The following is a 26,279-nucleotide window of genomic DNA, read 5'->3' on the forward strand; positions in this document are numbered from 1 at the left end:
CTGAACGTCTTTTTTAAGGTGTCATCTTTTTAATAATCTCTGTATGTTGAGGGAACTGTTCTACCAACTCTTCTTCAGTGAACAATTTGAAATCCTCAAAATCAAATCCAGGTGATACCATACATCCCACGAGCGCATAGTCTCCACTTTCAATCATAGATGAACCAAATATTGCCCCCGCAGGAACGAGAATTTGCGGTTGTTCTCCTTTTTCTAAGTCCAATCCTAGTTTCACTGAAGAATATTCTCCATCAGTTGAAATCATATGGACGGTTAAAGCATTTCCATCGTGATAATACCAAAGTTCGTCTGACTGGAGCTGATGAAAATGAGAGATTTCCCCGTCCGCCAACATGAAGTAAATGCTTGTATAGAGTGGCCTTGTTCCTGCAGGTGTTTCTATCGTGCTTCCAGCTGCAAAAGCGCCAGCAAAGCTGCCACCTTCCGGATGGGTTTCTAATTTTAACTGTTTTGTCCAATACGCTGCATTACGTTTCATGTATGTTTTCCTCCTCTTTAGTTAAGTACCGTTCACGCCAACTTGAGCGCTCATTGGTATGCACAAGTTGTTCCAACGTTTCATCCCACTGCTCAGTGAACGTATTCCAAATTCTCGCATATAAGGCATCCTGATTTGTATTGTAAATGTGGAACTCGAAACAAGGAATTTGAATCTGTTCGATTTTTTCAACTTTCAGGACTTGTTCCACGACTCGCTGTCGTTCAGAAGTATTATCGAGCTCTACTAATGCAGAAAGCTCCAATTGCAATGAGTCAGTAGAAATATCATCTGTAGCCCATCTACTTGGATCCTCTTCATATCGGAAGGGGTGCAGATCTTCTTGAAGTGTTAGCGATTTCTCGACATCTAGGAATTCGTTATGAAGGGGGCTCACTACCAGTACCGACTCTTCTGTTTCCGTTTCATGAAGTAGCATACCAGTTGTTAATTGAGATACCCCTAGTTCTGTAATTGACCAGACACCTTTGTTCACTAAAAGTCCTGCACCTTTCATAATCGAAAGAAGGTCTTCAACAAATAATAATTCAACACCTAATAAATGAGCAAGTTCGTCTGGACGTTCTATGCTAAGTTGTTGCACAGACATCAACATCATTTTCATCAAAACATCCATTTTAGTTTTCGTTACGGTAGTGTAAGAAACAAGCACTTTGTGTGCTGTGAATGCCCAGGATTGGCCCGCTAAAACTTTGCAATCCAATGATTGTTGCAATTCTTTTTGCAGTCGTTTTTTCAATTCTTCCACTTTGGGCCCCACCTCCTGTCGTTAGCTAACGGATTCGGTAAGGGATCGGATGCCACCTTGCCTACTAATTTCGTCGTATAGATGTTGGTACATATCACGAGTCATTTTGGATTTAGGTTTGTTGATGAACATATCAGAACTCCCAACGATCATCAGCAGTTCTTTTGCCCGAGAGAGTGCGACATTGAGACGTCTGTAGTCCTTCGCAAATCCAATCTCACCGCTCGCCTCCCCATGATTCCGAACAAAACTAACAATTATGATGTCCATTTCCATCCCTTGGAATTTGTCCACAGAACCCGTTCGGAACGTTAAATGCTCTGTCTGTAGTTCCTCTTGAATAAGCTGATTGATACGTTTAACTTGCTCCCCGTAGAAGCTGATTACGCCCACTTGTTTCTTCGTATTTATTGGGATTTTGCCTTCTTCAATCGCTGTTGCCGTAGCCTGATCCAAGTCTTTTATCATTTCACGAATGGCTGATAGTTCACTTTCATTGTAGCGGCTTGTCCCACCTTTTGGCTTCGCTTCATAGAAATCAGGAGTATTAGGTTGATCAATCCAAAGTAGATGATCTTCTGGTCCAATTATATCTGTTTTAAGATGATGTGCTCGTGCCGCATCAGAATCAGGGAGGCCACAAAGGAGCTCATAGCCGTTTTCATTGTAGAACGGCGTGATCGACTTCATGATGCGTTCGTGCATTCTGTATTGAATACCTAACATCGTCTTATTTTGCTTCGGCAACGTTCTGAACAACCGTTCAAATAGAGATTCTTTCAAAAGACGCTCCATATCTTTTTTCTGTTCATCATCAGGCATTTCTTCTAAGAACTCTTCCATCGTTTCTTGTCCAACTAGTGGTGGGAGCTGATGATGATCACCTACGAGCACGATTTTTTTCCCTTTTAGCATCGGGAGTAACAATTCAGGTGGGGTTGCTTTTGAAACTTCGTCGATAATGACTAAATCGAATACCGGATATTCTTCTACAAATTCTTTACGAGCGGAAGCGACACATGTAGTGCCGATCACATTTGCGTGTTTGACATATAATTTTCTAATTTCGTCCAAATCATAAGGGCTTGCTTCTGTCAGCATCTGATGCCATGTTTTTTGGACAGATTGGATGGCTGGAACGTTCGCTAATTGCTTGTTAACCAGCTCTAATTGCAGTTCCAATTCTTTTTCGGCTTGTGCATTCTTTGTCAAAAGTGGAGCCGGGTCATTTAATAATGATTGTGTAAGTTTCCCTTCCTGCGTCTGCCTCTCAATAATTGTACCGTTTAGTCCATTCAGTTGCTCATTTTGTTCAATTTCTAGGTTTGAGAATGATTGGAGGGCAACTTGAATTGTTTCTCTTTGTTCACGGGCTTTTTCTAGGTCTTGCTTAATTACTTTCTGGGATTCCTCTGCTTCGAGAGTGTCTTTTATAGTTTTGGATATAGCTTCATGTGAAATTTCAACCTCATTAAGAACCGTAGCTATCGCTTCAGGCGACGAAGTTTCATCACTCAGATACTGAACCTCTGACAGTTGCCCGTTTAACTGGTCATAACGACCTTGCAGTTGTTTATGTTTAGCCGTAAATGTTGAAAGGTTCTCATTGAAGACTTCTGTTACTTTCTTTTTAATGTCTTCAAATAACGAAGTCGTGGATTGTGCTTCTAAAAGAAACGCAGAAATGAAATTCTTGCGATCATGCAGTAACCCCACGGCTTTTGTTAAGTTTTCCAGACAATCATAGGATTCTACTGAAAAGGATGTTGTGCTTAAAATCTTTTTCACATTCGGCTGAACTAAATAACGTCCAACACGACTAACTGTTTCTTGGATTGACTGCAGAGAATGGCGATTCCGGAATCCTTTTGGAACGCGTATACGATTATGAAATTGATGCTCTTCCAGGATTTTTGTTACGGTAGTAATTGCTTTATCAACTCGGGCAACCGTATCAGACCATGCTGTAAAACTCTCTTCCCCTCCCACTTCTTGAATTCGATCAATTTGACGAATCAGTTCAGTCATTTTGTGATCGAGTTGTGGAGGTGGAACAAACTCAACTTCGTCCAAAATATCTTTCAAATCGTTCAGCTTTCCTACTGCCGTCATTTTAGTGAGCGCTTTTTGATAAGATGCAATCCGTGCTATTGTATCGTCAATTGACGTCTGCAACTCATTTACTTGAGCAACCATTTCAGTTAACGATTGACTCGTTTTGAGTAAATCGATTCGCTCTTTTAGTTGTTTACGTTCACTTTCAAGTTCACTCAGCGTAGGGTTTCCTTTAGATACCCCAGTCGTTAACTTCTCTAATCGAATAATTTCATGCTTTGCTTCTTCTAACTTGCCCTCAGATGATTTCTTTGCTGCTTCATTTTTTTCGGTTGCAAGTTGTACTTCCTGTTTTTTAAGCTGTATTTCTTTTATTTCCTGTTGGAGTATCCGTAGTTTTTCTTTGTTGTCATTCCATTGCTGCTGTTGCTCTAGTAACTCAACTCTTCGCTCAATCAGCGTTTTGTTTTTCTGATTTAATGTTTCTTCCTCTAAACGCAGAGTCGATTCAAGCTGACTGTGTTGTTCAAGTTGGGACTCCATCGTTGCTAAAGTTTGAGTCCGCCAATGCTCTGCTACATTTTCTTCAATGAATTTGCGGCCTTCTTCTTCAATACTTTCCGTCCTACCGTACCTCAAAATCCGGATGTCTTGGTTGTTGAGTAGCCTTCCTAATGCATTATCTACAGCCAGATTCGCTTGAGAGGCAACGAGGGTGCGCAAACCTGCTTTTACCGCCTGATTACAAATTTCCGAAATGACTGTAGTCTTTCCTGTTCCAGGAGGTCCTTGGATAACATATAAGTCACTTGCATTCATCGCTCCGTTGACTGCTTCCTGTTGGAACTCATTCAGAGAGGTTTCGAACTCAAGGGGCTCCCTGCGATTCGTTATTTTTACAACAGGACGTTCTTCAAATAAGATTTTTTCCAGGTTTGCATTTGCGGCTAGTCCGTCTTGCAAATCTTTGAATCCTCTTCTTAGCCTTCTTACTTGGCTTAGTTCTGCAAAGTTACTGAAAACGATTGACTCGAAATCTTTTCCTTGAAAACCGGTTTTACGCGCACTTTGTATCGCGCTATTCTTCAGTTCTACGTCAATGCGATTTGTTTTTCTATCCGCATTGACGACATTCCCCAAGTCATAAGCCACACCTGCAAACTTTGCAGAAAATCCAGAAATGGTTCTCCAGGCTTTACCCGGCAGACCATCGATTCGGATAGACGCTTGTCGGAAATCTTCACTCAATGTAACTGATTTTACACGAGCGTGAATATCTTCAACATCCGCGTTCTTTTCCATGATTCGCAAGTAACCTTCCCAACCACCAATTCGTTTTTTCACATATTCAGAACGTTCTTCTGCAATCGGAAGCTCACGTAATAGTGTTGCAAAATCGATGGGCAACGAAATCCCAGAGCTCTTTCCTAACTTGAATTTCATTGTTGCTCGCAGTCGTCGATTCGTCGCTACAGGTTCCCTTTTGCCACGCACATGAAAGCCTGTCGCAAGAAACCCATCGTTTTTAACGATGCATTCAAGCACTGGAACACGACCATCCAGTAATTCTTTCAGTTTCACATTCTCCTCAGGGTCAAAGAAAAAGGAAAATGCTTGGCTCCCTTGCTGATTTTCCGGTCTTTTTTCAATATGTACATAGAATGATTTTTGCAAAGCAAAAAAAGAATGTTCGTCGTTGGTGATTTTTTCAATCCCATTACGAGCACTCGTTGTCATGGTCAATTCACATTTTACCGTCTCTTCAAAGGTATGTCGGTTCATGGCCTTCACTTCTTTCGGTCCGTAAAAAAAGGTCAGCCATTCGTAAATGGCTGAACCTGTTCTTATTAATCATCTAATTATCCATTATAAACGAAAACGACTGATGCTGCGAGTGCGAAAAGACATGTTACGAAGGTTCATTTTCATCTTGGATGGAGTCTTGTTTCATTCCAAAGTTGGATTTAGTTTTTTCCATCTCTTGCAAGGTGATGACTTCCCGGGTAAATGACTCCAGTGAATCGAGTTGAATATTGAGCTGTTCCAATTCACCACTGTCGTAAAAAGGGTCTTCCCAATAAATTGCATTCGTATTTGATGAAGCAAGTAAGCGGATCATTTGCATGTTAACTCCACCAGCAGTGTCTTCATCCGAAACAATTGCCTCTTCAGGTGTGTAGTCAGATTGGTTCACATACAACATCTTCAAATCGCCTTGCATTTGAGACGCCTGTTTCACAAATTCTTCTAGGGATGCTGGATGATTCATAACGCCACCTCCTTCAGGTACTAGTATGTGTATTCCCTTTTAGGTAGTGGTTGTAAACAAGATGTTTTTAACGTGTAACCCGTTCATTTCACCGTGTCAAAATGCAAATTTAGTAACAGAATCACGCATGGAATATCTGTCGTTTTAACGCTTTTATTACAACAATCTTAGAGCGATAAAGTTGTGAAGAGGATAATATGAGAATGAATTTTCATACTCTATCTTTGTTAACTTCCACGACTTTAAACGTTTGACAAACTAGTAATAACTCTGGAGTGAAAGTAAGTCCATGCTGACTTAACTCCCAGGTGAAAAACTTAACATGCTCACGATACCAATAATCATAGCTTAAATCCCCTTCACCCTCAGACCTTGCAAAATCTCTTGTTACTTCATTCATTTTCACAAAATCAATCTTGGTATACTTTATAATTGCTAATGGATTATTGTCTCCATCCAAAACAATATCGTACTGACCTTCTTTAGGAATTTCTTCGCCTTCAAGTTCGTAAATACAATGCGCGGCACATGTTCCAGTTTTCATGCCACTAACAACTAAACTCCCCAATTCATCTCCCATTTCTTTGGAACCATCTCCAAACATCCACGCTTCCGGAGCGCTCATGCTTAACATATTTTCACGAGCGTACCTATGCCAAAATTCTTCTACTTTATTAACTGACATTAATCACTTACCCCCTCATTAGTTAAATACGATGAATTTAGCATGCAACCTATTGTCTGTCAATATTTCACAAGAACAAGTTAACTAGGAGTATGTGCTTGATTATTTTTCATACGAAAGTTAAATATAGTGTTCTGATGGTAACTCTACATTTATATCATATTTTTTCATAAGCCCAATTTCGAGATGGAATTGGGGATCGAAACTTTTAATACGACTTTTAGTATGTATGACCTCGAGTTATGCTCCGTACTAGTTGAATAAACGTCATTACTATCAAAGGCAACGATGTCTATATTCTCCTTGGGGAAAAATTAGAGTCCTCATTTGCCCTTGTTAGTTGAATACGAATTGGGGCATGTAACTTTCGATTTCACTAAAAATTCAATTTGAGTTCCAGCATTAAATACAACAACAGACTAACTTATTACACACACTTTATATATTTAAGAAAGCCTACTGAATTAATCATCAGGCTTATTATTTCCCCATATATACCATGGTAATTTATAATCCATTTTCTTTCCTTGTTTACTATTTTTATCTGTTACTATCCAATTTCCAGCTTTCTTTTGTACTTTATAAATTACATTTGTACCATCGGACTTTTTGAAGAGTATATAACCTGTGTTGTCTTTCAGAAAAGTAACAGGGTCAATGACATTTTTGTTGGGTATCTTTCTCTCAGGAGCCAATATGTTGGTCACTATCTCATCTACAATAGTAAAAAGGGAATTAAATTCATTGTTTATTTCTGTTTGGTATTGCAATTGATTGTATGTGTAAGCAGTGTAAGACTCCAGATTCAAATTAAAAGACTGTTTTATATCTGAAAGTGTTGCTTTATAAAATTCATCTATATCTTTTTCTAATTTATCTCCCTTATGTTGAAAGTTAATTGTTTTAACACCAAATGGGTCTACATTGAAAGTCATTGTTACCTTTCCATAAGGAGGGTCATGTGCATGTTCAAATGTTGTGACTTGGACTTTTACATTAAAATCAAAACTTCCCTCATGATTTCTTGTAATACTCAGTATTTTTTCATCTTCAAATTGTTTGGGATAGCCATAATAATTAATAATTTCTTTATCTATGGATGGGTAAAGTGTTGTAAGCAATGTATCATATATAATTTTATAGTCAGGTTGCCCACTTTGGGAATTAAGATTTCCTGAAGTTGTTAACAAATCACCTTTATATAAGTCCTCATTCGGGGGGCCCGTAACCATTTCATGGGTTGTGATATAGATACTAAGAAGAACGAAAGATAATATTTTCAGGATTTTCCTCATAAAATACTCCTTTAATATGGATTTAATTAATGAGTATTTTCCCCTGAAATCATTTAATTATTCTTCAACTACCTGGCGCTATTGTTGTGTAGTCCCTATGCATGAAATATCCCCGATTGCGATATATACATACTTACTTATAAAGCAACGCCCCCTCAGTGAAATAAGAAGTTTTGTTCGTTTTCTGAGTCTAACCCAGTTAGTAACTTAACAAAGTAGCCAACGATTTTTTCTATTCATGTAGTTAATTCAAACTTCAATATTTTATTATAATCAACTGTAAACATAGGCTATTCACTTGTTAATATAAGCTCTCTCGAATTGACATCATAAATTTTATAATCAATTTCAAAAAGATGGTCTTTTGTAACTGTCACCTCACAATAATACGGGATTGACTCTCCATAAGCATCAAGTGCAGGAATATGGTTAAATGTAAATTTATCACCCGAATCAAGCATTTCGAAGGTCGATTCTTTAAAACGCCCTGAGGAAGTTATTTCGATGGTGCATTCCCCGCTAACAACATCATATTCCTTTAATAGTATGAATTTTAGACTTGGTAGAGTAATTACTAAAAGGAAAACACCAAATAGAAGGGCTCCAATGGTCTTGACTATATTTGCTAATGTAAAGTCCTTTTCAACATACATAAAACCAAATATAAGTACTGACAGTAGAACTGACAAAGCTCCTATTATTAGCATAGTATAAAACATTTTTCACTTCCCGATATCGACTTAAAATTATATTTACGTAATTTCATTAAAATGGTTTCATTTTAGAGAATCTAGATAGTATAGTTTCTACTGTTTACATTCTCTCTTATTGAACTAACCTGCCCGTTAGCTCAATAAGAAAAAAAGCTGCATTAGCAACTCGATGATCTTCAACTAAGCCCCTTCTGCTTAAAGGAATTTGTTTTTCAATTGATGCTCGGATTCAAGTACAATAACTTTTGTCAAGGAATTTCGGGTAATGTTTTTTATATTATCTCCGTACAAAAGGTCATCTATCATTTCACTTATTTCATACCATATATCTTGTTCTTCATCGAGGAAATGTTCACGAGCAATTTTATAAATATAATATGCATTATCAATTGCTTTACTAGGATTATCAATAATTTCTCTTAATAAATATCGGACATATTTTCTCGCACTTTCTTCGTAAGAAGGTTTAACAATGTTTAGCTCATTTATAGCCCTGTTGAAATATTCTTCTACTTCAAAAATATTCAGAGGTTTTATTAGAGACACAAGTACATTCAGAGAGGGTGTAGATTTTCCATTATGCAACATATAAAAAGCCCACCCAATATAATCAGAAGCCAGTACTTCTCTTTCGAAAATTTTATAATACAAAATTCCAGTATCCATATACATACTCCTCATGTTGCTGAACGTTTTATAGATCACACGCTGTGATCTATTTCAATTCTTTGGCCCTATTCTTGCACAACTTATATCCCGTTCCCCCCATTTGAGGAAGTTGTGAAACATGTATTATACAATGTTCTACTTAATGCTTCTATATATCTTTTTGCTGATCCCTTAACAAACATATTTGCATCTTCTTTAACAATAAGATGAAATACATTATAGATCCGATCAAATTTCACTCTTTTACGATGAAGAACAACCCCTTCTGTAATTTGAAGGACTCAGCAAACCAAAATCTTGCCTTAATGTTACCACCAACATCTCGGAAATTTTGTACGCTAAGCCAGCTTTAATGTGATTTAGTTGCAAATTATTTTTAATAGCGAGAAAATAAATCATAGTAAAATTTCGTCACATTATCCAAATAATTCAACAACCTTGAATCGAGAACTTTCAATCTTTAAATCATAAAAAGGAGAAGAAATTAATCATTTCAAACAAGAAAAGAGGAGCGATTGAGTGGAAAACATACAAATTATACATACAAGAGAACAACTGAAGACAATAAGCGATCCGTTAAGGGTCCAGCTATTAATCTTACTTATTGAGAAGGAATATACTGGGCAACAACTATCTGAAATTTTGGAAATTCCACGTTCGAAGGTTCATTATCACTTAAAGGCCCTAGAAAAGGTGAATTTTATACAACTTATACGTGAAGAAGTAAAAGGTGGCACTGTGCAAAAGTTTTATAGAGCTGTCGCATTATCTTTCCTTCCAGGTACAGAATTGTTCCCCTATGCGGATGAAATAAGTCAAGCTAATAGAATGGCGCTAATAAAAACCATAGATCGGGTCAAAGAACGAGTATTTAACGCACCTAGTACAGCATTTTTTGAAGATGATAAATATAGCACATCTATGATTCAAGCGGAGGTTAACCTAACTAAGGATCAATTTGAAAAAATATCTAATAAAATAAATGAACTGTTTGATGAGCTTATTTTAATGGAACAAGAAAATAAGTTGAATTCAAACACGAGAATGTATTATTTAGGTAGCTTTGGATTTGAAATAACTAATGGTTTTTGGGGATAATATTTTTTTATGTAAACGGTTTATTTTTTTAACTCGGTTTATTTTTTTAATCTGCAGCACAAATAATATAGCCTTAAATTGAGAAGAGGTTGAGTGAATGATTAAGTTATTTAAAAACCGTAATTTCGCAACGCTTTTTTGGGGAAGAACCATTGCTAATTTCGGTGATAGTTTATATGCTATTGCCGCAATATGGTTGGTATATGAACTAGGAGGGTCAACTTTTTATACTGGATTGGCGGGATTCTTAACTATGGCTCCTCATATGTTGCAATTTTTAATTGGACCTATTGTAGACAGGGTTTCTTTAAAAAGATTATTGGTAGCAACACAATTAATTCAATTCATTTTTGTTCTAAGTATCCCACTTTTACATTACATTGGAGTTTTAAATGTAACGTTATTACTAATAATAATGCCAATATTAACTTGTATAAATCAATTTATATTCCCTGCCCAATCCGCTGCATTACCCAGAATAGTGGAAACTGATGATTTAGTTGGTGCCAATTCACTTTTCAGTTTTGCTAATTCGGGAGTCAATATTTTAGCAAATAGTATCGGGGGCGTGCTAATTACAATTGTTGGCGCAATTAATATATACTTTTTTGATGCATTTTTGTTTTTAATCACTATATTTATCTTTTTGCTTTTTAGTTACTCAGAACCCACGGAACTCAAAGTGAACTCCGGAAGTAAAACTTTAACGAGTCACACTAAAAGATATTTCAATGACTTATTTGATGGATACAAATTTGTTCGCGGATCGATAATATCTAAATTTTTTTACGGCTCAGTAGCTGCAAATTTTTCATTCGGAATAGCCCTAGCTGTTCTTCCCGCATATTCAAGTTCTAGGGGAGGGGTTGAGCTTTACGGAATTTTTATGGGCACATATTCCGCGGGTTACTTGTGTGGAGTCCTATTATCTCCGTATTTAAAAAGATTTAACTTCGGCAAAATGGTAATAACATCATTCTTTATTAGTTCATTATTTTGGCTTTCCTCGGTTTTTGTCCCATCAAATATATTATCAATCATTATATTCGGGATTGCATTAATCCCTCTAGGTGCAGCTGAAGTAACAATGGCTGCTGCTGGACAACGAATTATGCCTCAACAATATTTAGCTAGAACATTCTCTCTTATTTCTAGTATTTCGTTTTCCGCAATGCCACTAGGCTCATTATTTGGAGGCTATATTGGTACCGTAACCAATAGTCATTTAGCGTTTGCGATAGGGAGTCTTGGTATGTTGTTTGTATCATTAGCTTGGGTACTCATACCTCAGTTACGTAAACTACCAAAAATTGATGAAATTGATCCTAAGAAGTATTTTGATAACCAAAATGGGACTGTTTAAAATACATCAAGGGGCCATTAAAATTGGATAACAAATAAGGAGATATCATGATTAATCGTTATTCAATCCTTCAATAAATTAAATTCCTTGTTTTGTATAATATACGCAGTTTGACCAATTCTAAAACTTGGAATTGCATCTAAGCAATATAGCCCTTTTTCTTCTGGAACATTAGTATTTTGATAGTGGCCATTATTAATGATTTTTTTAAGGTTGTCCGTTTGGACTGACATATTGTTTTTCTTCCGTACAAATTGTACATTGTTCAGGACTTTACCTGTGCTTTAATAAGGCACCACAAGTTTCACAAATATGATTGAGCAAAGCTTCTCGTCTCCTCTTCTTGTTTAACAATATCAACTTTTTAACAGCACCAAATTGGTAAGCATCTATCAGTTGGATAAATTGATAGAAACATCGATCTTATTCGTGTATTGCCTCCCCTTTGATTGAACAAACAAGCTTTACAGATTTTGAATTGTGTTGTGTACAAGCACGTGATTATTTTGTAATTAAAGTTTAGATTTCAGTAGTTCTTTAAACTTTTCTGGTTCATCTACTCGAATAGCAACTTGCTCATAATTTTTCTTCAGTCCCATAAGCAAAGTAGCTTCTTGCGGAAGTTTTAATTTTATTATGACGTCAGGATAAGCTTTCTCAAAATCGCGGGCTACAAAGTCTATGGTGTTTTTAGTGAGCTTTTTTTCTAATGTGGAACGGTCTTCTATGATCTCGTCAATATCCTTCCACCTTATTTCCATTCGTTTCATTAATCCCAATGAAACATACATGCAATCATTATCAATTTGCAGAGGGTTAAATCGCATAGCCTGGATATCGCCTAAAAATAAAACAATTGAATAGAAATTCACAACTAACAATAGCAATGATAAGATCAACGACTTATCATGTAGCCACCAATGCACTCCCAAAGTTTCGACTACAATTGCATGAATCATCATCACATGAAATGCAATCAGACTAGATTTCCGATGAAGCGTAAACGTATGTCCTTTATGTGCAGGCTCTTTTTTCCAAAGGCAAAAAGCATAATAAAACATCAGCATTTCTGAACAGAAAGCTTGTATAATCGGATGTTTTCTTACTCTTTGGTCTACTGCATTTGAGAAAGAAAATAAATGTGGTAAAGGACTCTTCTTAACACTTCGGATGATTTCAGGCAAATATTTAAAGAGAGTTAACAACAATAATATCTCAAGCAAAACGAACGCAGCTTCCACTACAAAGCCAATTAGTGTAAGTGTCTTAAATGGAGTTAAATATTGCATTGGGATCATAAAGCGAGCAACAATTAATCCTCCAGCCATCAATGTAAGAAGATACTTCCAACTTAATTTTTGTTGCCAAGCTAAAAATAGTATGGGAGCCACAATAGTTAGGTCGATAAGAGAACCCAGAACCACAGGATGAGTATTAGCCGGCAATATGCTGATTCCTATTGAAGTGCGATATAAAGCAAAGTTGGAAGCCAGTACAAGTAAAAACAGGATAGGCCATATCATACGTAGAGAAACTCTATTAAACACCATACCTTTCACCTCAGTCATTTTTTATTAATTTCTCCAGCCTGATTCAGGCATACTGGATCTTCAATAATTGCTCCCGATTCTAGAAGGCTGTTATTATGAATAACTTTCTTCGTTATTGCTATAAATTTCATAAGCAAAATATCCAAAGAACATACCTATTCCAGGTCCCCAAGCAATTGCAGATAGAAAGGAAAAGGGAGTAAATAAGCTAAGAAGTATGGAAACAGCCATACCACTCATCATTCCAAATGGTATTAAACTATCCAACAAAATTTGAGAACTTTTTGTTTTTTTCTTACCCAGAGTTCCTTTTTTATACTTATCTTTCATTCTTAGAATTACAAATATCGCAATCCCCCCTACGATTGCAATAGGCAGTACAATACGAGCAATTTCTAATGATAACCCCATATTATAAACCCTCCTTTTTTCGCTTTTAAGTTAATTCAATTTTGACATAGTTTATTCCGTTAAGTACCCCGATTGTAGTAATTTTAAAAACTTTGAGTTATTCAATGTTGCTCCGATTTTTTCGATAATAAAAAAATTGAATATCGGAAGTAAAACCAAGCCCAGTAGGAAAAGTACAGGAATTCATGTAACAATTAAAGCTAAAACTTTTAACTTCCCTTTTTGGCTTAAAAAGTGCAGTTAGAAATGAGATAATTATTAACGACGTGACTACAATGTCTCCAATTTCCGAGGTTCCGTTCACTTCAATTGGTGTAATAAAACCAAAAATAATAAACAAAGAAAATAATAACAATGAAATAATACTTAAATATCTTCTTAACAAAATCACTTCACCTCTTCTGTTCTTTGGCCCTATTCTTGAACAACCTTGTTCGGTTAACGCCCCTATTCTGGCGCAAGCTAACACCATATATCATAAAAAATATGCATACGCGGTATGATTATCTTTTGGGAAATTCCTCACATTTTTAATTACATTGTTGTAATCCATTTCTAAGAAATAGATTGCTTTACTCAAAACATCGTAAACAAATGGAGTGAATTCAAGGTCTTTGAATACAAACACTTCAATTTGTTCTTCATTATTTCGATAAGCTTCAAATATTCTGTGGTTCCCATTGATACAATAAGGCTTATCGTCCGTCAGAAATTTACTCTGAAGTACCATTACAGGATTCTTATGATTAGTTTTTATGTTACCTGTATCTGTATTTATATTAACGTCTTCAACAGAAGCTATAATTATTGAAGGTTCAAAAGTTATCGGCTTGATACACTTTTCTTTTATAAGTGAAGTGGCACCATCTATATCTAAAGCGTACTCAAACACTCCTGTCGGAAATTCCGCATATAAGGAGAATGTCTCCTGACCAATGGGATGGACTACTGGATACATTTCATCTTTAAGGGTCAGGTTGACAATTTCAGTCCACTTTGAAGCAACCTCCGCTCCATACTTCGATTCATTCTCCATTTCCTTTATACGTGAAATAAAATGTTGTATAGGTTTAAATTGCTGTGACTCATTCTCATAGTATTCAATTTTACTTTCAACCATAAGTACTCACTTCTCTCTTTTACTTTTTAATCTGGCCCGTTTGCGATATTGGCACAACGACAGTTAAACCCACAAGATTATTTGGCCGAACCTTCCTATTCATCCGATATACACCATTAGTTAACATAACAAAAAATATGTTAATTATTACCTAAAAGATTATAAATAGTATAACCATGTAGTGAATAATTTCCCTGAATATTGGTATGAAAAACAGCAAGATTCATATAGATGAGCAAATAAATGCAGCGTAACCTATACATGAGGTGATTACGATGTATCGAAATTTATTGAAAAATAGAAGTGTTCTCTATTATTTGGCTGGCGCTGGCGTTTCGCAGTTAGGGAATGTCCTTGCAGGGCTGGCCTTTCTGTTTATCTCCTATGAACTGACGCAATCGGCGAGTCTTACCACAGTGATTGCCATTTCACAAGCCGTTCCCTATCTACTTTTTGGGCTAATTGGTGGTGCTGTTGCGGACCGTATCAATAAAAAAAGGTTATTGGTAAGGATTGATCTTATTCGTGTTCCAATCATTCTCTTCCTGGTCGTCCTCTACCAACTGGAGAATTTAGCTTTCTGGCATTTATTGGTCGTGAGTTTCATCATTCAGAGTCTGGGTTGTTTCTATAATCCAACGTATCGGGCTGTTTTGCCTCTCGTTACACCAGTAGATGAACGCACAACAGTCAATAGCTTGCTAGACACCGTCACAAGAGGCGTCCAGGTACTCACTCCTGTTTTCAGCTTCGTTCTATTGAGCTCCGGAAACACCATCCATTTTTATTCGATTGATGCACTTTCGTACATTTTAAGTGCGTTTTTCATCTTAAGAATTCATTGGATTGAGCCGATCAACGAGGAGAATGCAGCCGACGAGAGCAATCAAGGAGTCTTTCAATCAATTGTGTCTTTCTTTCAGTGGATCAGAGGAGAAGGTACGATTAAAAACGTATTTACAGCAACATTTTTGATGGTCTTTTTCAACACCTGGGTGTGGCAGGTCGGTTTGCTTTTGATTCTTCTACAAAATTATCCGAGCCAAGGCGAAGAATTCTATAGTCTTTTATTGGGATGGTACGGAGCAGGTGTCATTCTCGTCAATGTGATGATTCCGTTCTTTTGGAGAAGGTTAACATTTATTATTTACTTATCGGGCTCAATCGTATGGGGACTCGGGATTTTTGTATTGGGTTTCGCCACAAGTCTACCTCTCTACTTTCTTGGCGTTTTGATTGCGGCAGTCGGACTGCCGATTAGCAGTCTGACGCGTGTTTATTTGATACAAACGTTGGTTCCAACCCAAAAGTTGGGCCGAGCATTTAGTTTTAATGCAGTCATTCTATATGGATCGAACGTTCTCTCCTTGTTACTGTTTGGTGCCTTAGCTACTTTCATCAAGATTGGGGCGATCTTTGTGTTCTGCGGTAGCATGATAGTCGTTTGCGCCGTCTTTTATTTAATTCGAATATCGTTGTCGGAAAAAACTCGGAGGAAATCCGTACAGGCGTTTAAATAATTGATTATAAACGCCAAGAGAAGAAAAGCCACAACTAATGGCGATATCGGTAATCGTCCGTCCAGTATGTAAAAGTAAATCTTGGCTTCTGACTAATCGATAGAGCTGAAGCCAAGAATAAGGAGAAACGCCGATCTTCTCTTTAAAAAGATGAGCAAACTGAAATTTACTGATATCCAAGAGCGCTGCCATTTCCTCTAAACTCCAAGCATGTTGATAATCATTTTTCAACGCCTCCATTACATGAAAAAATGCAGGCTGCGTTGAGCGAAACGGTTCGGTTATTAAATCAGAACTATGATTTCCAATGATTGTCTTGACCAGTAATAGACTGAGTTGAGCAAAGCTATGTTCTAAAAATACTTCAGATGATCGATTTCTTTCTGGTCCTTCCAATAGCATGTACTGCTGAACAAACTGAACCCATTGCGAAACGAGTGGATTTTTTTGGATTGTTTGAGCAAAAAATAAATCTTCTCGAATAATCGATATGGCTGCAGTTGCTTCGTTGAGGAATGTCGAATCCATTTCGATCAAAAATTTGTGATCGTCTATATCGAGCTGTCGATGTTCATCGTTCGGATTGAATACCAAAAACTCATTTTCCGTTAATGAAAGATCGTTTCTTCTGCTTTGATAATTCATAGAACCTTTTAGCGAAAACAAGAATTTATAACAAGGGTCGTTCCTCCAGAGACTCTCCGATTTCTTTTGATCAGTAGATAACAGCAAACAATTAGACGCTTTCAGTAAAATAGTCATTGTTTACACCCTTTCTACTATTCCCTCAAGGAAACTATACAAATTAAAAGCGCCTATAGAAAACTGCTCCTCGATTGCAGTATATTTAAACGCGTTCAACTGCATTAAATATATGTATTGAAAATAAACTGTTCTCCTATCTTGCCTATTTTTCTTTTCCCCGTGTCACTGAATCCAACCCTTTTATATAAATTTTGCGCTGGTATATTTTTATGATTAACAGCTAATATAATTTCATCGTATTCAGGGAGTTCTAGATTAACAAATTGTTTTATTAACTTCATTGCCTCTATAGCAAATCCTTTTCCCTGTTTAGAATTATCTATTGATAGTGCAGTTAACAATAATGCCCATGGATTATCCGTAAACTCCTTTACCCTATCAGTTGATTGTAACAAGAAAAATCCGACCGGATCGTCATTACTTAAGATTACAACTGGGTACTGATTATCAGTTAACTTCTCAAGTATCACAGTTGGAAGAGCAGTATATTGTGCCTTTTCAGTAGGTAGCTCGAATTCCTTTAATGCTTTTAAAAAATCCGGATTATATTTTTCTAATTTTACAGTCTTACTTAAAATATTCACAAAAACAGCTCCTAGTATCTATATTTTTGTGTCTCGTGTATAAGCTAATCTTTCACAATTTGGCCCGATTGAAGCACAAATCTTATACGGTTAAAGCCCCCCTTACTTGTATAAGAACCTTAACTTTTAATTTGCATTAAACTTGTCCATAAAAACTCTTCACCGAATAAATCGTCTGATTGTGCAGACTTTTTCATCTTTCTGAAATTCAAAATATCGAAGTCTTTATTGAATATCTCCTTTAATCTTTCTTCAGAATAACCTATACCGCCTTTTAAACTTTTATCTTTGTAGACATCCCAATCAGGGGTATCTAGAGCGCCATCTGTATCGAAGCAAACAATTCCAAAATACCCGCCTTTTTTAAGCGCTATTTTTATTATCTCTAAATAAGTTAAACGACGATGCGGCGCTAAATGATGGAACATTCCACAATCGTAAATAAAATCGTATGAATTCGGCTCAAATTCAAAATCAAATAAGGAAACGCAATGAAAATCAAGATTGACTCCTTCTTCATCCGCTCTTTCCTTCGCCCACTCAAGCGCTTTGTTTGAAAGATCTAATGCACTCACATTACTCCCTTGCTTAGCCATATAAATAGAATTTCTCCCAGGTCCAGCCCCTAGTTCCAGAACCCGTTTAGGCGAAAGCCCCTTACTAAAATATTCAACTAAATTCTCATCAGGACCTTTTACTTTGAAGAATGGAATATTTTTTGTTCTGTCTGCATAAAAGTCCTCCCAAAATTGTTTAGGTTCTCGAAGTTCATCATCTAACATTTCCAATAAGTCTTCGTAATTTAAAATACTTCCCCCCACAAATACCCCTCCAATTTAGCTTAACTTTGCATTCCTTAATCTTTGCCCTATTCTTGTGCTTCCCTTATGCATGAATACCCCCTAAAGGACAACAAATACTCAGATCAAAAATTGAAGCCAGTTATGTTCTGGTTCATGTATTTCTAATGCATCTCGAAGCCAATTTTTTTGATCATATTCGAGATAATCCTTTACGGTAACAAAGTCTTGATGATCTTTTTCTCTTGTGTTTTTCGCTTTATATAAAAGTACAATTTCCGGTTTCAAGTATGGAATGCCTGTTTTTGTGATACTCCATACGGAATTGATTGGACAGGAAATTCTTAAATCCCTACGGAATGTCCAATCATTGTCTTTCGTTTCATTAAGAAGAATCTCTATGTTGTCTTCATTCAAAACATTTGAAGCGTGTATTTCGTGAATCGGTAATTCTAAAAACTCATTTTCCCAGGAATGAAACTCACCTTTAACAACCTTTTTGAACTCCCATCCGTCGAGATAATCCTTTAAAGAAATTTGATCCTTTCTAAAAACAGCAAACTCTAAATCTTGATGTTCCCTTGTTTCTTGACCAACAAAAAGGTCAATTGCCCATCCACCAGCAAAAAACCAAGTTCTATCAAATTCAGCCATTAGCAAATTAATACTTTGACATTGCTCAAATGACATATTAATCCTCCAAAAAGGACAGCGAATTGCTGTCTTTTGATTTTTATAAATCCTAACAGATTGTCTATTTCTCTAATTTTCATTCGTCATGTGTTTCGCAAGAAAATGGCCAGTTTAAAGCACAAACCTTATACCGTTAACGGTAACTATTTATAAATAATTCTACCCTATTACCGTCAATACAACTGCTATTGTATTGAATGCGCCATGAATTATAATTCCTGGGATGACAGATCCTGTCTTCTCATATGTCCAAGCGAACACTACGCCCGTGATGAAATTTACTGGCATTGCATTGAAAGTTGGAAAATGAGCTACTGTAAATATTAGAGAACTAATCACAATACCCCAATTCATTCCGAGTCTTACTCTTAACCACCGGTAGACAAAACCCCGATAAAATATCTCCTCATAAATCGGAGATATTACGCCAGCAGAAATAACACCAATGAGAATGGTGAAGAAATTTATATTTTGCTGCAGGCTTTCTGTTTTACTATTATCTACGCTATTTCCTAGAAAACTCGTTAGCAACATTACAATTACGCTTAATATAATAGTTATTAATAACCAAAATGGTATTTTCCACCAAAACTTTGTAGAAAAGTTTCTTAAACCTACCTCTCTCCATGAGAGTTTTTTTGGCCGTAGTGCAACAACATATAATCCAGTCAGAAGTACAATTGCAATTGTCAGTCCTGTCAATGTTCCAGAGTATAATGTATTGTTAAACCAATTTTCATAAAATGATTGAATGGCGTATTTAATGACTACTATTACGAATATAAACTCGAGCAATAGTAGAAGCGTAAACTCCTTCTTGGTCCATATGTCCTTCTGTTTCCATGCCGAATCTTTCATAACCCGACTTCCCTTCTAAAACTAGTTTTCAGTAAACAATTTGGCCCACTCGAAGAGCAGCTCTTATTAAACTAATGCCCCCTTTTGAAGAAGAAGCCATATATATTTATGCACTGTTACTTTTAGCGAATGACGGACGACTCCGAAGGAATCAGCGTGCCGTTTGCTAGTTTTCAACATCTGCTTTTTGTGCCATCATATTCGCCGTCATAATTCTGGTTGTGCAGCAATTTCAATCTCGATCCACTATCAAATACACTAAAAGATTTCGCTTCAGCAACAACTATACCTTCGTGTAAAATGGAAAAACCCACAACCCTTTTGATAAAATTATCTACTAATTCAAACTGACTTACAAAATCTTCTGACAAAACATTAAAGGAAGGTGCATTTGCTATGTTGTTATCATCCTTCTTAATTTCGTAGCCTTCTGGTAATGAAGACATTAAGTTAACTATATGCATCCTATTTAAGTGCCCAGGGTTCTTTTCAAAACTGTATCGTTGGAACTTTTCAATGGCACCCCTATGAACTGTTTCTATACGATTTTTCCAATCGTCAGAATCCACAATTACTAGGGTGAATTCAGGGAGATTATATAGCATTTCTTCTGCTTCCTTTGTACTTGAATCACCTGCATAAAGCACAAAAATTCTTACAGATATCTGGGCAACCATTGGATTCTAAAGGTCATCCACCCAAGCAGTTCCCATATGACCTTGGAGATATCAAAGAACAATTGTGCTATCAAAACTTTTAAACAGAGGTACTAATTTTTTCCTTACTTCAGCATTTGCTTCATAGATCATTTAATTCCTTCTCTCTTAAATTTATTGTTGAATTATTATTCTACTCATCTTATATCATCATTGTTGGGAGCAATTGTTCTTACTCAATTTGACTCTATTCGTTGAATAACATGACTTACCTCACTTGCTTTGATTATAACAGAGTTACCTTACAAACTCTGTGATTTCTGATTATTAAATATCGCTATCTTGGACACTGGTAGAGTTCAAGCAAATGAAAAAAGCACCGAGCTTCACGGTGCTTTTTGTCACTCCAATCGTGTTATTTGATGTGTTTTCACTCTATTAATGAAAAGTTCGTTTGAATTGGTCACGAGATAATGAATTGGATATGCCTGATGCTTTGGCCGCGAGACTTTACGAGCGATTTATCGTAGTTTATGAGCACTTTTTTGTATTTATGACCAACTTTCAGGGGCTATTATCAGACTTTAAGATTTATGAGCATACTTGGAATTTATGAGCATTTTCCCATGATACACGAGCACATATGGAGCTCTAAGAGCATTTATTTCTCTTTAGCAGGATTTCCTCTTTGGATTAATCGATATATCAACCCATCTGCCGTAAAAAAGAAGCTGCAGAGGCAAACAGTTTCCACTGAATTCCTCTACAGCTTCAATGGTAATACACATTTATGCAACGTTGCATCAAGTGAAATCGCGTTCTATCTTATCTTCCCACTTCTTGTGGAACACTTCATTATCATTTTCCAACGCTTTCAATTCGTTCATGAGTTAGTATTGAGTTTTATCAGCAGTCATCTTTCCTCTAATATAAGCTTCTGATTATTTATAAAACCTTAATTGTGTTTAAAAAATTCAATATAAGGATTTACCTTTCCTCTTCAACTGCACCAATTGATTAGTGACAGAGTCGTTCCTACTAAAGGAACAATGGATAAATTTTAATGCTTCGCATGTTCAAACTTCAGAGTTTGATATCTTGAGATGCACTAATGACATATCCAATTGTCGATTCTAATTGATTGAGTGGGTCGAAATTACGTAAGTCTTCAAAATTGAGACCTGTAATTGCTTCAATCTTTAAAATTGGTACTTGATATGTTTTATATTCACCGTAAGCAAATTCCAAATCCTCAATAAGACTTTTTTGAGTCTGCAAATAAGCAGTTGCAGATAGGTTCCCATCTTTCTTAACAATGACAGCTATTTTCCAAAACTCTGCCGGTATCTGAACTCCTCTGTAAATAATGTCATCTATCCGAAAAACTGGTCCAGTAAATACTGTCACTTTAAGATTCAAGTTTTCGGCATTGTATAAAATATAATTCTCCAGATCCAGCCAACTTTTTTGATTCAACTTACTGTGCTGTGGGGCACAATTTGTAAAATGGAACGTATCCGCATTCCCCTTTTCCGCTGAATCTCCCCAAACAGGATCACGCCGACGGACAAGATGTCCCCTATCAAGTGAATTATTTTTATATAATTCAGGACCGCACTGGTACTCTACTTCCATTCGGGAATCAAGATACCAATTGTTATTACGGCCTATCTTCATCAATTGATTGCCGTCAATATTCACCACCGTATAATAGGCTAAACGGCGTGACTTGCTCATAACAATTGAAAAATGCGTATAATGGAGCACACTGCTTCCATCTTTTAAATGGGCAATATCCTGTTCAAGATCCAACCTGAATGCCGGAAGAGGAACTTCAAATTCTTCACCAAGAAATTGAACGTCATACCCGGCCGAACTTTCATACCATGAATCGCTTAACTCCTCAACTATGATCTCTTCAGTAGTATGATCGTGGACTTCCCAATCATTTATAATCTCATTCATTAACATTTTTTGATCATCACTAAAGTTGCCGCCTTGGCCCACAACAAACTGGATAATGCTGCTTATGCGAATGCCTTCATTGGCTATGAATTCAGCCCGGTTCTTTGGATTTGGAACGCCTGCATGGTGGAGAGAGATTACGATCCATTCGTCATTATAGACAGGTGAACCGGAGGATCCAGGCATGGTATCTGTTGAGTAGTGAATATAGTCATCAAATACATCCATAATTTGATTCTCTCTAATGGCTACAGCTTTAGGTGCCCCTGATGGATGTTGAATAATTGATACACATTCACCAACCAATCCTTTGCCCGTTTGTGAGATGAGAGGCAAGAACCCAAAATCACTGACGTTTGTACCATCAGCAGACACTTCCTCTATCGAGACTAATGTGAAATCCAGCTTCTGATCCGTAATAAATAAACGTTTGGGTGTTAAACGGAAGGTTTTCATTGGACGTTCCTTTGAGTCAAGACCAACTTCATAGTTGAATTGTGCGACACTGTACTGAGCCGTTTCGTAGTCCTCCAAAACATGATTATTTGTAAGTAATAATGATGTTGATACAAGAAAACCTGTAGCATGTCCAAGAACCCTGCCTACACTATCACGGATTTCGATTCTACAAACGGATTTGGCCGCCCTTAGACCAGCTTCAAGATAAGAAATGGGAAATAGATCATCTTGACCAATAATACGCTCAATTGCAAGTCCATCATGCGGATCAATAATCGCTTTACGAAGTGCGACTCTTTCGGAAGAATCTACTTCTAAAGGATTTTTTGTTTTCAATTCACTAGCAATTCTTTCGCGTTCACTAGAACGAGCGATGTAACGCTTTAATGCTTGTTGTCGTTGCAAATCTACAAGATTTATATTAAGACTTTGAAACTTATCCAATCCTGTAATAGACATGTTTACCCTCCCTAAATTATAAAATCAGGCAAGACAAGTTGAAGTGATAATTTACTTAGAATGTGTTTGAGCTTCCCCAGGTGAGGCACGTACACTAAATTTATACATGTATTCTTATTTTTGAATTTTACGAGCACGTATTATTAAAACTATTCTAACATTTCTGTAATTTATTCAAAAGTTACTTTTTCAGTGGATATCAAAAGATTTTTGAACTAATAATAATCCATAATATTCCTTAATTTATTCAAAACCTGTTTTCATTACTTTTTTCTATACTTATTAGTGATATAGAGGTGGGAATCAATTTTAAGTAAATGGTTTAAGAATAACAAAAAACGTCAGGACACTTTATTGTCCAAGACGTTTTTCATTTTGCTTTACTATATGAGGTAGATCTTCACTTCGTAATTTGTGAAAACTTGTACTTTATCTTTTCTTAACAAGAAAAAAGTAACCGCCCCCCCATCGGCAGACAAGTGGACAATTACTTTTTCTTTTTCGGCCAAATGCACTTTATCCAACTATTTACATAGATGGACGATAAGTAATATTGACCAGTATTGCATCTATTATTCTATCATTACATGACTGATTTTTCAAACACTTATTTATTTTAAATACGAGGTCTCGTTTTTATATATTGTAAATTGCCAGAAGGAGTGCAATATCTCTCATATATATGCACTTGTTGACCTAGATATCTTCAGTCTTAGACATTGATTTTGAGATTAATCTAGACTCAATTCTTTTGTACCAGATTACATTTTCAAGATTTGCGAAGACTTTATAGGTAAGCGATATTAATTTTAATATGTAACTTGGACTATAAGTTGGAAAATTTATTTTTTCATTTCGGTTAAACTAGTTATTACGTTCTAGATATCATACCTTTTCAATAAGTCTCCAGAATCAATTATTCAATATACCCATAAATTAATTAGACTGAATAATCAGAACGTGGTATAATTTACACGAAGATATCCCTGTATTATCCTTAGTTTATAGTGGGTTTGAAAAACACGTTTACGGAACCTTTAATGTCAACAGCACGATATAGGCGTAATTGGAATAGTTGCTGCAGAAAGTTTAATTATTATGAAGGTATTGAATATAAAGTGAAGATCGACTTTATGTCAGTCAAATAGTATAACTGAAATTAAGAGCACAATCATATTAAACGAGATTTACCTTCCCTTAACAGAGTATGAAGGCTTGTCCCCGGAATTTTCTATAAATATTACGCATATACATACTGATTGTACATATACATAATAGTAGGGGGAACTATATAACTTCCCCCTACAGCAACTGCATCTAGATTTCAGTCCATTTACGAAGAATGCAGGATCGCTTGTCGGGCACTTCCAAAGTAAGGGAGGTGAAAACCAATGACAACATACGAAATACTAAGCTTACTTCTATCACTTTCTGGTGGATGGATTGCTTTTATGTCGGTGTCGTTGTCTGCAATCTTTTTTTTATCGCGAAAGGAGTAACCGCCCCCCCATCGGCAGAAATGTGGACAATTACTTCTTTCTTCTCGGTCAAATGCTTTTTTTCCAACCATTTACATCGTAGTACAGTGCTTAAAGATTTGTCATGCTTTTGTTTCACAGTTTAATAGTGTAGGACTGAGTGCTTAACCGCCCAGTCCTCATTTATTCTATGTTTTATTTTTTATAATATGATGAATTGCCGACGGATGTGCAATATATTTTGCCAGAGGCATTGGTCTATCTAGACTTCTATTTTCTCAGTCATTGCTACAAGAATTAAATTTCGTTTAAAAGATTTATTTCAATTCAATACATTGATAGTGTTCAGTTTTAGTTTGTAGTTAACACTATTAATAGAAACAACTAAATTAGTAATTTCCCTATACCAGTGACTATACGCAAATGAGTTCCTTTTTAACAATATTTCCGATAATCCTATGAGGAGGGATAAAGTGAAGAATTTTGCTCATGTAATTCCATTCGAAGTGATTATTCAAATGACAGCGGCCAATGAAGTTCCACCTGGTGTGAAATTAATTCAAGCACCCGCAATTTGGAAGGAAACAAAAGGAAATGGCATTACGGTTGCTATACTGGATACAGGATGCGATAGTAGACACCCTGATTTACAAGATCAGATTATAGGCGGTCGGAACTTTACGGACGATGATGGAAGTAATCCCGACATTTTCCTCGATTACAATGGCCATGGCACTCATGTAGCTGGAACGATTGCCGCACAGGAGAACGATGAGGGCGTTGTTGGAGTAGCTCCTGAAGCTAGTCTGCTTATTATAAAAGTATTGAATAAAAAAGGATCAGGGCAATACGATTGGATTATCAATGGTATCAACTATGCCATTGAACAAAAAGTGGATATAATTTCCATGTCACTGGGCGGTCCAACTGATTTGCCTGAACTTCATGAAGCAATAAAAAAAGCGGTTGCAAATAATATACTCGTAGTTTGTGCAGCTGGAAATGAAGGCGATAGCGACGATTCAACCGATGAATTCGCCTTTCCAGGCCGTTATAACGAAGTCATATGTGTAGGTGCTATAAATCTTGAACGGAGCCCTTCCGATTTTTCCAACTCCCATAATGAAGTCGATCTAGTTGCTCCGGGTGAACAGATTCTTTCTACGTATTTAAACGGGAATTTTGCTACATTAAGCGGAACTTCAATGGCTGCCCCACATGTCTCTGGAGCTCTTGCCCTCATCAAAGGGTTGGTCAACAACAGTTTCAATCGAAAACTTACAGAGCCAGAACTCTATGCCCAACTAATAAAAAGGACCGTTCCACTAGGTTTCTCACAAAATATTGAAGGGAACGGGCTAGTTTACTTGACGGTGCTTGAACATTTGACTGGTATATTTGAGCGGGAAAGTAAAGCGGTGGTTTTGAGTTCACAATGATTTGAATAAATAGTAGTTCACTAGCTTTTTTCAGTCACCTATAATCACAAAACGCGGCAGGGATTCCTCCGAGGGCACTGAAAAAGTTCTCTTATGTATATCATGGC

General features: G+C 36.5%; 23 protein-coding genes. 4 read left to right on the forward strand and 19 right to left on the reverse strand.

The window, feature by feature from the left end:
• Nucleotides 1-13: 13 nt before the first annotated feature.
• The 8 genes from N693_RS0109970 to N693_RS0110005 all read right to left on the reverse strand — a co-directional run bounded on the left by N693_RS0109970 (nucleotide 14) and on the right by N693_RS0110005 (nucleotide 8,951).
• On the reverse strand, nucleotides 14-499 hold the full coding sequence (locus N693_RS0109970; protein ID WP_025784638.1) for a cupin domain-containing protein: 486 nt from the start codon (nucleotides 497-499) through the stop codon (nucleotides 14-16).
• Nucleotides 489-1,268 carry a hypothetical protein gene (locus tag N693_RS0109975; protein ID WP_025784639.1) on the reverse strand — a complete coding sequence of 260 codons (780 nt, stop codon included), beginning with the start codon at nucleotides 1,266-1,268 and terminating at the stop codon, nucleotides 489-491. The genes N693_RS0109970 and N693_RS0109975 overlap by 11 nt, the downstream gene beginning before the upstream one ends.
• A 21-nt stretch (nucleotides 1,269-1,289) precedes the next feature.
• On the reverse strand, nucleotides 1,290-5,105 hold the full coding sequence (locus N693_RS0109980; RefSeq protein WP_025784640.1) for an AAA domain-containing protein: 3,816 nt from the start codon (nucleotides 5,103-5,105) through the stop codon (nucleotides 1,290-1,292).
• 127 nt (nucleotides 5,106-5,232) lie between these two features.
• The gene (locus N693_RS0109985; RefSeq protein WP_025784641.1) at nucleotides 5,233-5,592 is read right to left on the reverse strand and encodes a hypothetical protein; all 360 of its coding nucleotides are present in this window, start codon (nucleotides 5,590-5,592) and stop codon (nucleotides 5,233-5,235) included.
• A gap of 211 nt (nucleotides 5,593-5,803) precedes the next feature.
• Nucleotides 5,804-6,277 (reverse strand): ASCH domain-containing protein, encoded by a 474-nt coding sequence (locus tag N693_RS0109990; RefSeq protein ID WP_025784642.1) that lies wholly within the window; start codon nucleotides 6,275-6,277, stop codon nucleotides 5,804-5,806.
• A gap of 464 nt (nucleotides 6,278-6,741) precedes the next feature.
• The gene (locus N693_RS0109995) at nucleotides 6,742-7,572 is read right to left on the reverse strand and encodes a DUF3888 domain-containing protein (RefSeq protein ID WP_025784643.1); all 831 of its coding nucleotides are present in this window, start codon (nucleotides 7,570-7,572) and stop codon (nucleotides 6,742-6,744) included.
• Between the two features lie 290 nt (nucleotides 7,573-7,862).
• Nucleotides 7,863-8,291: a hypothetical protein gene (locus tag N693_RS0110000; protein ID WP_025784644.1), complete on the reverse strand. Its 429-nt coding sequence runs from the start codon at nucleotides 8,289-8,291 to the stop codon at nucleotides 7,863-7,865.
• A gap of 189 nt (nucleotides 8,292-8,480) precedes the next feature.
• Entirely contained in the window at nucleotides 8,481-8,951 is a 471-nt protein-coding gene (locus tag N693_RS0110005) for a hypothetical protein (protein ID WP_025784645.1), read from the reverse strand.
• A gap of 522 nt (nucleotides 8,952-9,473) precedes the next feature.
• On the opposite strand from N693_RS0110005, the gene N693_RS19145 reads away from it, so the two are divergent.
• Together N693_RS19145 and N693_RS0110015 are read left to right on the forward strand one after the other, a co-directional pair.
• Entirely contained in the window at nucleotides 9,474-10,052 is a 579-nt protein-coding gene (locus tag N693_RS19145; protein WP_025784646.1) for a winged helix-turn-helix domain-containing protein, read from the forward strand.
• A 97-nt stretch (nucleotides 10,053-10,149) separates the two neighbouring features.
• Nucleotides 10,150-11,415 carry an MFS transporter gene (locus tag N693_RS0110015; protein ID WP_051508719.1) on the forward strand — a complete coding sequence of 422 codons (1,266 nt, stop codon included), beginning with the start codon at nucleotides 10,150-10,152 and terminating at the stop codon, nucleotides 11,413-11,415.
• Between the two features lie 62 nt (nucleotides 11,416-11,477).
• Here N693_RS0110015 and N693_RS20220 read toward each other — a convergent pair whose 3' ends face one another.
• From N693_RS20220 to N693_RS0110035, 4 genes are all read right to left on the reverse strand, one after another.
• On the reverse strand, nucleotides 11,478-11,648 hold the full coding sequence (locus tag N693_RS20220) for a hypothetical protein (RefSeq protein WP_156028904.1): 171 nt from the start codon (nucleotides 11,646-11,648) through the stop codon (nucleotides 11,478-11,480).
• A 279-nt stretch (nucleotides 11,649-11,927) separates the two neighbouring features.
• A complete protein-coding gene (locus N693_RS19155) occupies nucleotides 11,928-12,983 on the reverse strand; it encodes a beta-carotene 15,15'-monooxygenase (protein WP_081760198.1) in 1,056 nt (351 codons plus the stop codon).
• 75 nt (nucleotides 12,984-13,058) lie between these two features.
• Nucleotides 13,059-13,376 carry a hypothetical protein gene (locus N693_RS0110030; protein WP_025784648.1) on the reverse strand — a complete coding sequence of 106 codons (318 nt, stop codon included), beginning with the start codon at nucleotides 13,374-13,376 and terminating at the stop codon, nucleotides 13,059-13,061.
• A 475-nt stretch (nucleotides 13,377-13,851) separates the two neighbouring features.
• The gene (locus N693_RS0110035; RefSeq protein WP_025784649.1) at nucleotides 13,852-14,496 is read right to left on the reverse strand and encodes a hypothetical protein; all 645 of its coding nucleotides are present in this window, start codon (nucleotides 14,494-14,496) and stop codon (nucleotides 13,852-13,854) included.
• A 275-nt stretch (nucleotides 14,497-14,771) separates the two neighbouring features.
• Here N693_RS0110035 and N693_RS0110040 point away from each other — a divergent pair, with 275 nt between their 5' ends.
• Entirely contained in the window at nucleotides 14,772-16,016 is a 1,245-nt protein-coding gene (locus N693_RS0110040) for an MFS transporter (protein ID WP_025784650.1), read from the forward strand.
• Here N693_RS0110040 and N693_RS20620 read toward each other — a convergent pair.
• From N693_RS20620 to N693_RS0110080, 7 genes are all read right to left on the reverse strand, one after another.
• A complete protein-coding gene (locus N693_RS20620) occupies nucleotides 15,957-16,778 on the reverse strand; it encodes a helix-turn-helix transcriptional regulator (RefSeq protein ID WP_253271179.1) in 822 nt (273 codons plus the stop codon). The two genes, N693_RS0110040 and N693_RS20620, sit on opposite strands and share 60 nt — an antisense overlap.
• 104 nt (nucleotides 16,779-16,882) lie before the next feature.
• Nucleotides 16,883-17,365, reverse strand: coding sequence for a GNAT family N-acetyltransferase (locus N693_RS0110055; protein WP_253271180.1), 483 nt, complete (start codon nucleotides 17,363-17,365; stop codon nucleotides 16,883-16,885).
• A 119-nt stretch (nucleotides 17,366-17,484) separates the two neighbouring features.
• Complete coding sequence (locus N693_RS0110060) at nucleotides 17,485-18,186, reverse strand: class I SAM-dependent methyltransferase (RefSeq protein WP_025784653.1); 702 nt, start codon at nucleotides 18,184-18,186, stop codon at nucleotides 17,485-17,487.
• Nucleotides 18,187-18,285: 99 nt separating this feature from the next.
• Nucleotides 18,286-18,855 (reverse strand): nucleotidyltransferase domain-containing protein, encoded by a 570-nt coding sequence (locus N693_RS0110065; protein ID WP_025784654.1) that lies wholly within the window; start codon nucleotides 18,853-18,855, stop codon nucleotides 18,286-18,288.
• 162 nt (nucleotides 18,856-19,017) lie between these two features.
• Entirely contained in the window at nucleotides 19,018-19,716 is a 699-nt protein-coding gene (locus N693_RS0110070) for a CPBP family intramembrane glutamic endopeptidase (protein ID WP_025784655.1), read from the reverse strand.
• 173 nt (nucleotides 19,717-19,889) lie between these two features.
• The gene (locus N693_RS19165; protein ID WP_253271181.1) at nucleotides 19,890-20,393 is read right to left on the reverse strand and encodes a GNAT family N-acetyltransferase; all 504 of its coding nucleotides are present in this window, start codon (nucleotides 20,391-20,393) and stop codon (nucleotides 19,890-19,892) included.
• Between the two features lie 1,062 nt (nucleotides 20,394-21,455).
• Entirely contained in the window at nucleotides 21,456-23,255 is a 1,800-nt protein-coding gene (locus tag N693_RS0110080) for a DNA/RNA non-specific endonuclease (RefSeq protein WP_025784656.1), read from the reverse strand.
• Nucleotides 23,256-25,206: 1,951 nt separating this feature from the next.
• Here N693_RS0110080 and N693_RS0110085 point away from each other — a divergent pair.
• Nucleotides 25,207-26,172 carry a S8 family peptidase gene (locus N693_RS0110085; protein WP_025784657.1) on the forward strand — a complete coding sequence of 322 codons (966 nt, stop codon included), beginning with the start codon at nucleotides 25,207-25,209 and terminating at the stop codon, nucleotides 26,170-26,172.
• The last annotated feature ends 107 nt before the right edge of the window (nucleotides 26,173-26,279 follow it).

The organism is Sporosarcina sp. D27, assembly GCF_000586555.1.
Lineage (GTDB): Bacteria > Bacillota > Bacilli > Bacillales_A > Planococcaceae > Sporosarcina.

Bases quoted from the DNA above. Each gene is read 5' to 3' on its own strand.
- N693_RS0109970 (WP_025784638.1), bottom strand. From the start codon at position 499: ATGAAACGTAATGCAGCGTATTGGACAAAACAGTTAAAATTAGAAACC.
- N693_RS0109980 (WP_025784640.1), bottom strand. From the start codon at position 5,105: ATGAACCGACATACCTTTGAAGAGACGGTAAAATGTGAATTGACCATG.
- N693_RS0109985 (WP_025784641.1), bottom strand. From the start codon at position 5,592: ATGAATCATCCAGCATCCCTAGAAGAATTTGTGAAACAGGCGTCTCAA.
- N693_RS0109990 (WP_025784642.1), bottom strand. From the start codon at position 6,277: ATGTCAGTTAATAAAGTAGAAGAATTTTGGCATAGGTACGCTCGTGAA.
- N693_RS0109995 (WP_025784643.1), bottom strand. From the start codon at position 7,572: ATGAGGAAAATCCTGAAAATATTATCTTTCGTTCTTCTTAGTATCTAT.
- N693_RS0110000 (WP_025784644.1), bottom strand. From the start codon at position 8,291: ATGTTTTATACTATGCTAATAATAGGAGCTTTGTCAGTTCTACTGTCA.
- N693_RS0110005 (WP_025784645.1), bottom strand. From the start codon at position 8,951: ATGGATACTGGAATTTTGTATTATAAAATTTTCGAAAGAGAAGTACTG.
- N693_RS0110015 (WP_051508719.1), top strand. From the start codon at position 10,150: ATGATTAAGTTATTTAAAAACCGTAATTTCGCAACGCTTTTTTGGGGA.
- N693_RS20220 (WP_156028904.1), bottom strand. From the start codon at position 11,648: ATGTCAGTCCAAACGGACAACCTTAAAAAAATCATTAATAATGGCCAC.
- N693_RS19155 (WP_081760198.1), bottom strand. From the start codon at position 12,983: ATGACTGAGGTGAAAGGTATGGTGTTTAATAGAGTTTCTCTACGTATG.
- N693_RS0110030 (WP_025784648.1), bottom strand. From the start codon at position 13,376: ATGGGGTTATCATTAGAAATTGCTCGTATTGTACTGCCTATTGCAATC.
- N693_RS0110035 (WP_025784649.1), bottom strand. From the start codon at position 14,496: ATGGTTGAAAGTAAAATTGAATACTATGAGAATGAGTCACAGCAATTT.
- N693_RS0110040 (WP_025784650.1), top strand. From the start codon at position 14,772: ATGTATCGAAATTTATTGAAAAATAGAAGTGTTCTCTATTATTTGGCT.
- N693_RS20620 (WP_253271179.1), bottom strand. From the start codon at position 16,778: ATGACTATTTTACTGAAAGCGTCTAATTGTTTGCTGTTATCTACTGAT.
- N693_RS0110065 (WP_025784654.1), bottom strand. From the start codon at position 18,855: ATGTCATTTGAGCAATGTCAAAGTATTAATTTGCTAATGGCTGAATTT.
- N693_RS0110070 (WP_025784655.1), bottom strand. From the start codon at position 19,716: ATGAAAGATTCGGCATGGAAACAGAAGGACATATGGACCAAGAAGGAG.
- N693_RS19165 (WP_253271181.1), bottom strand. From the start codon at position 20,393: ATGGTTGCCCAGATATCTGTAAGAATTTTTGTGCTTTATGCAGGTGAT.
- N693_RS0110080 (WP_025784656.1), bottom strand. From the start codon at position 23,255: ATGTCTATTACAGGATTGGATAAGTTTCAAAGTCTTAATATAAATCTT.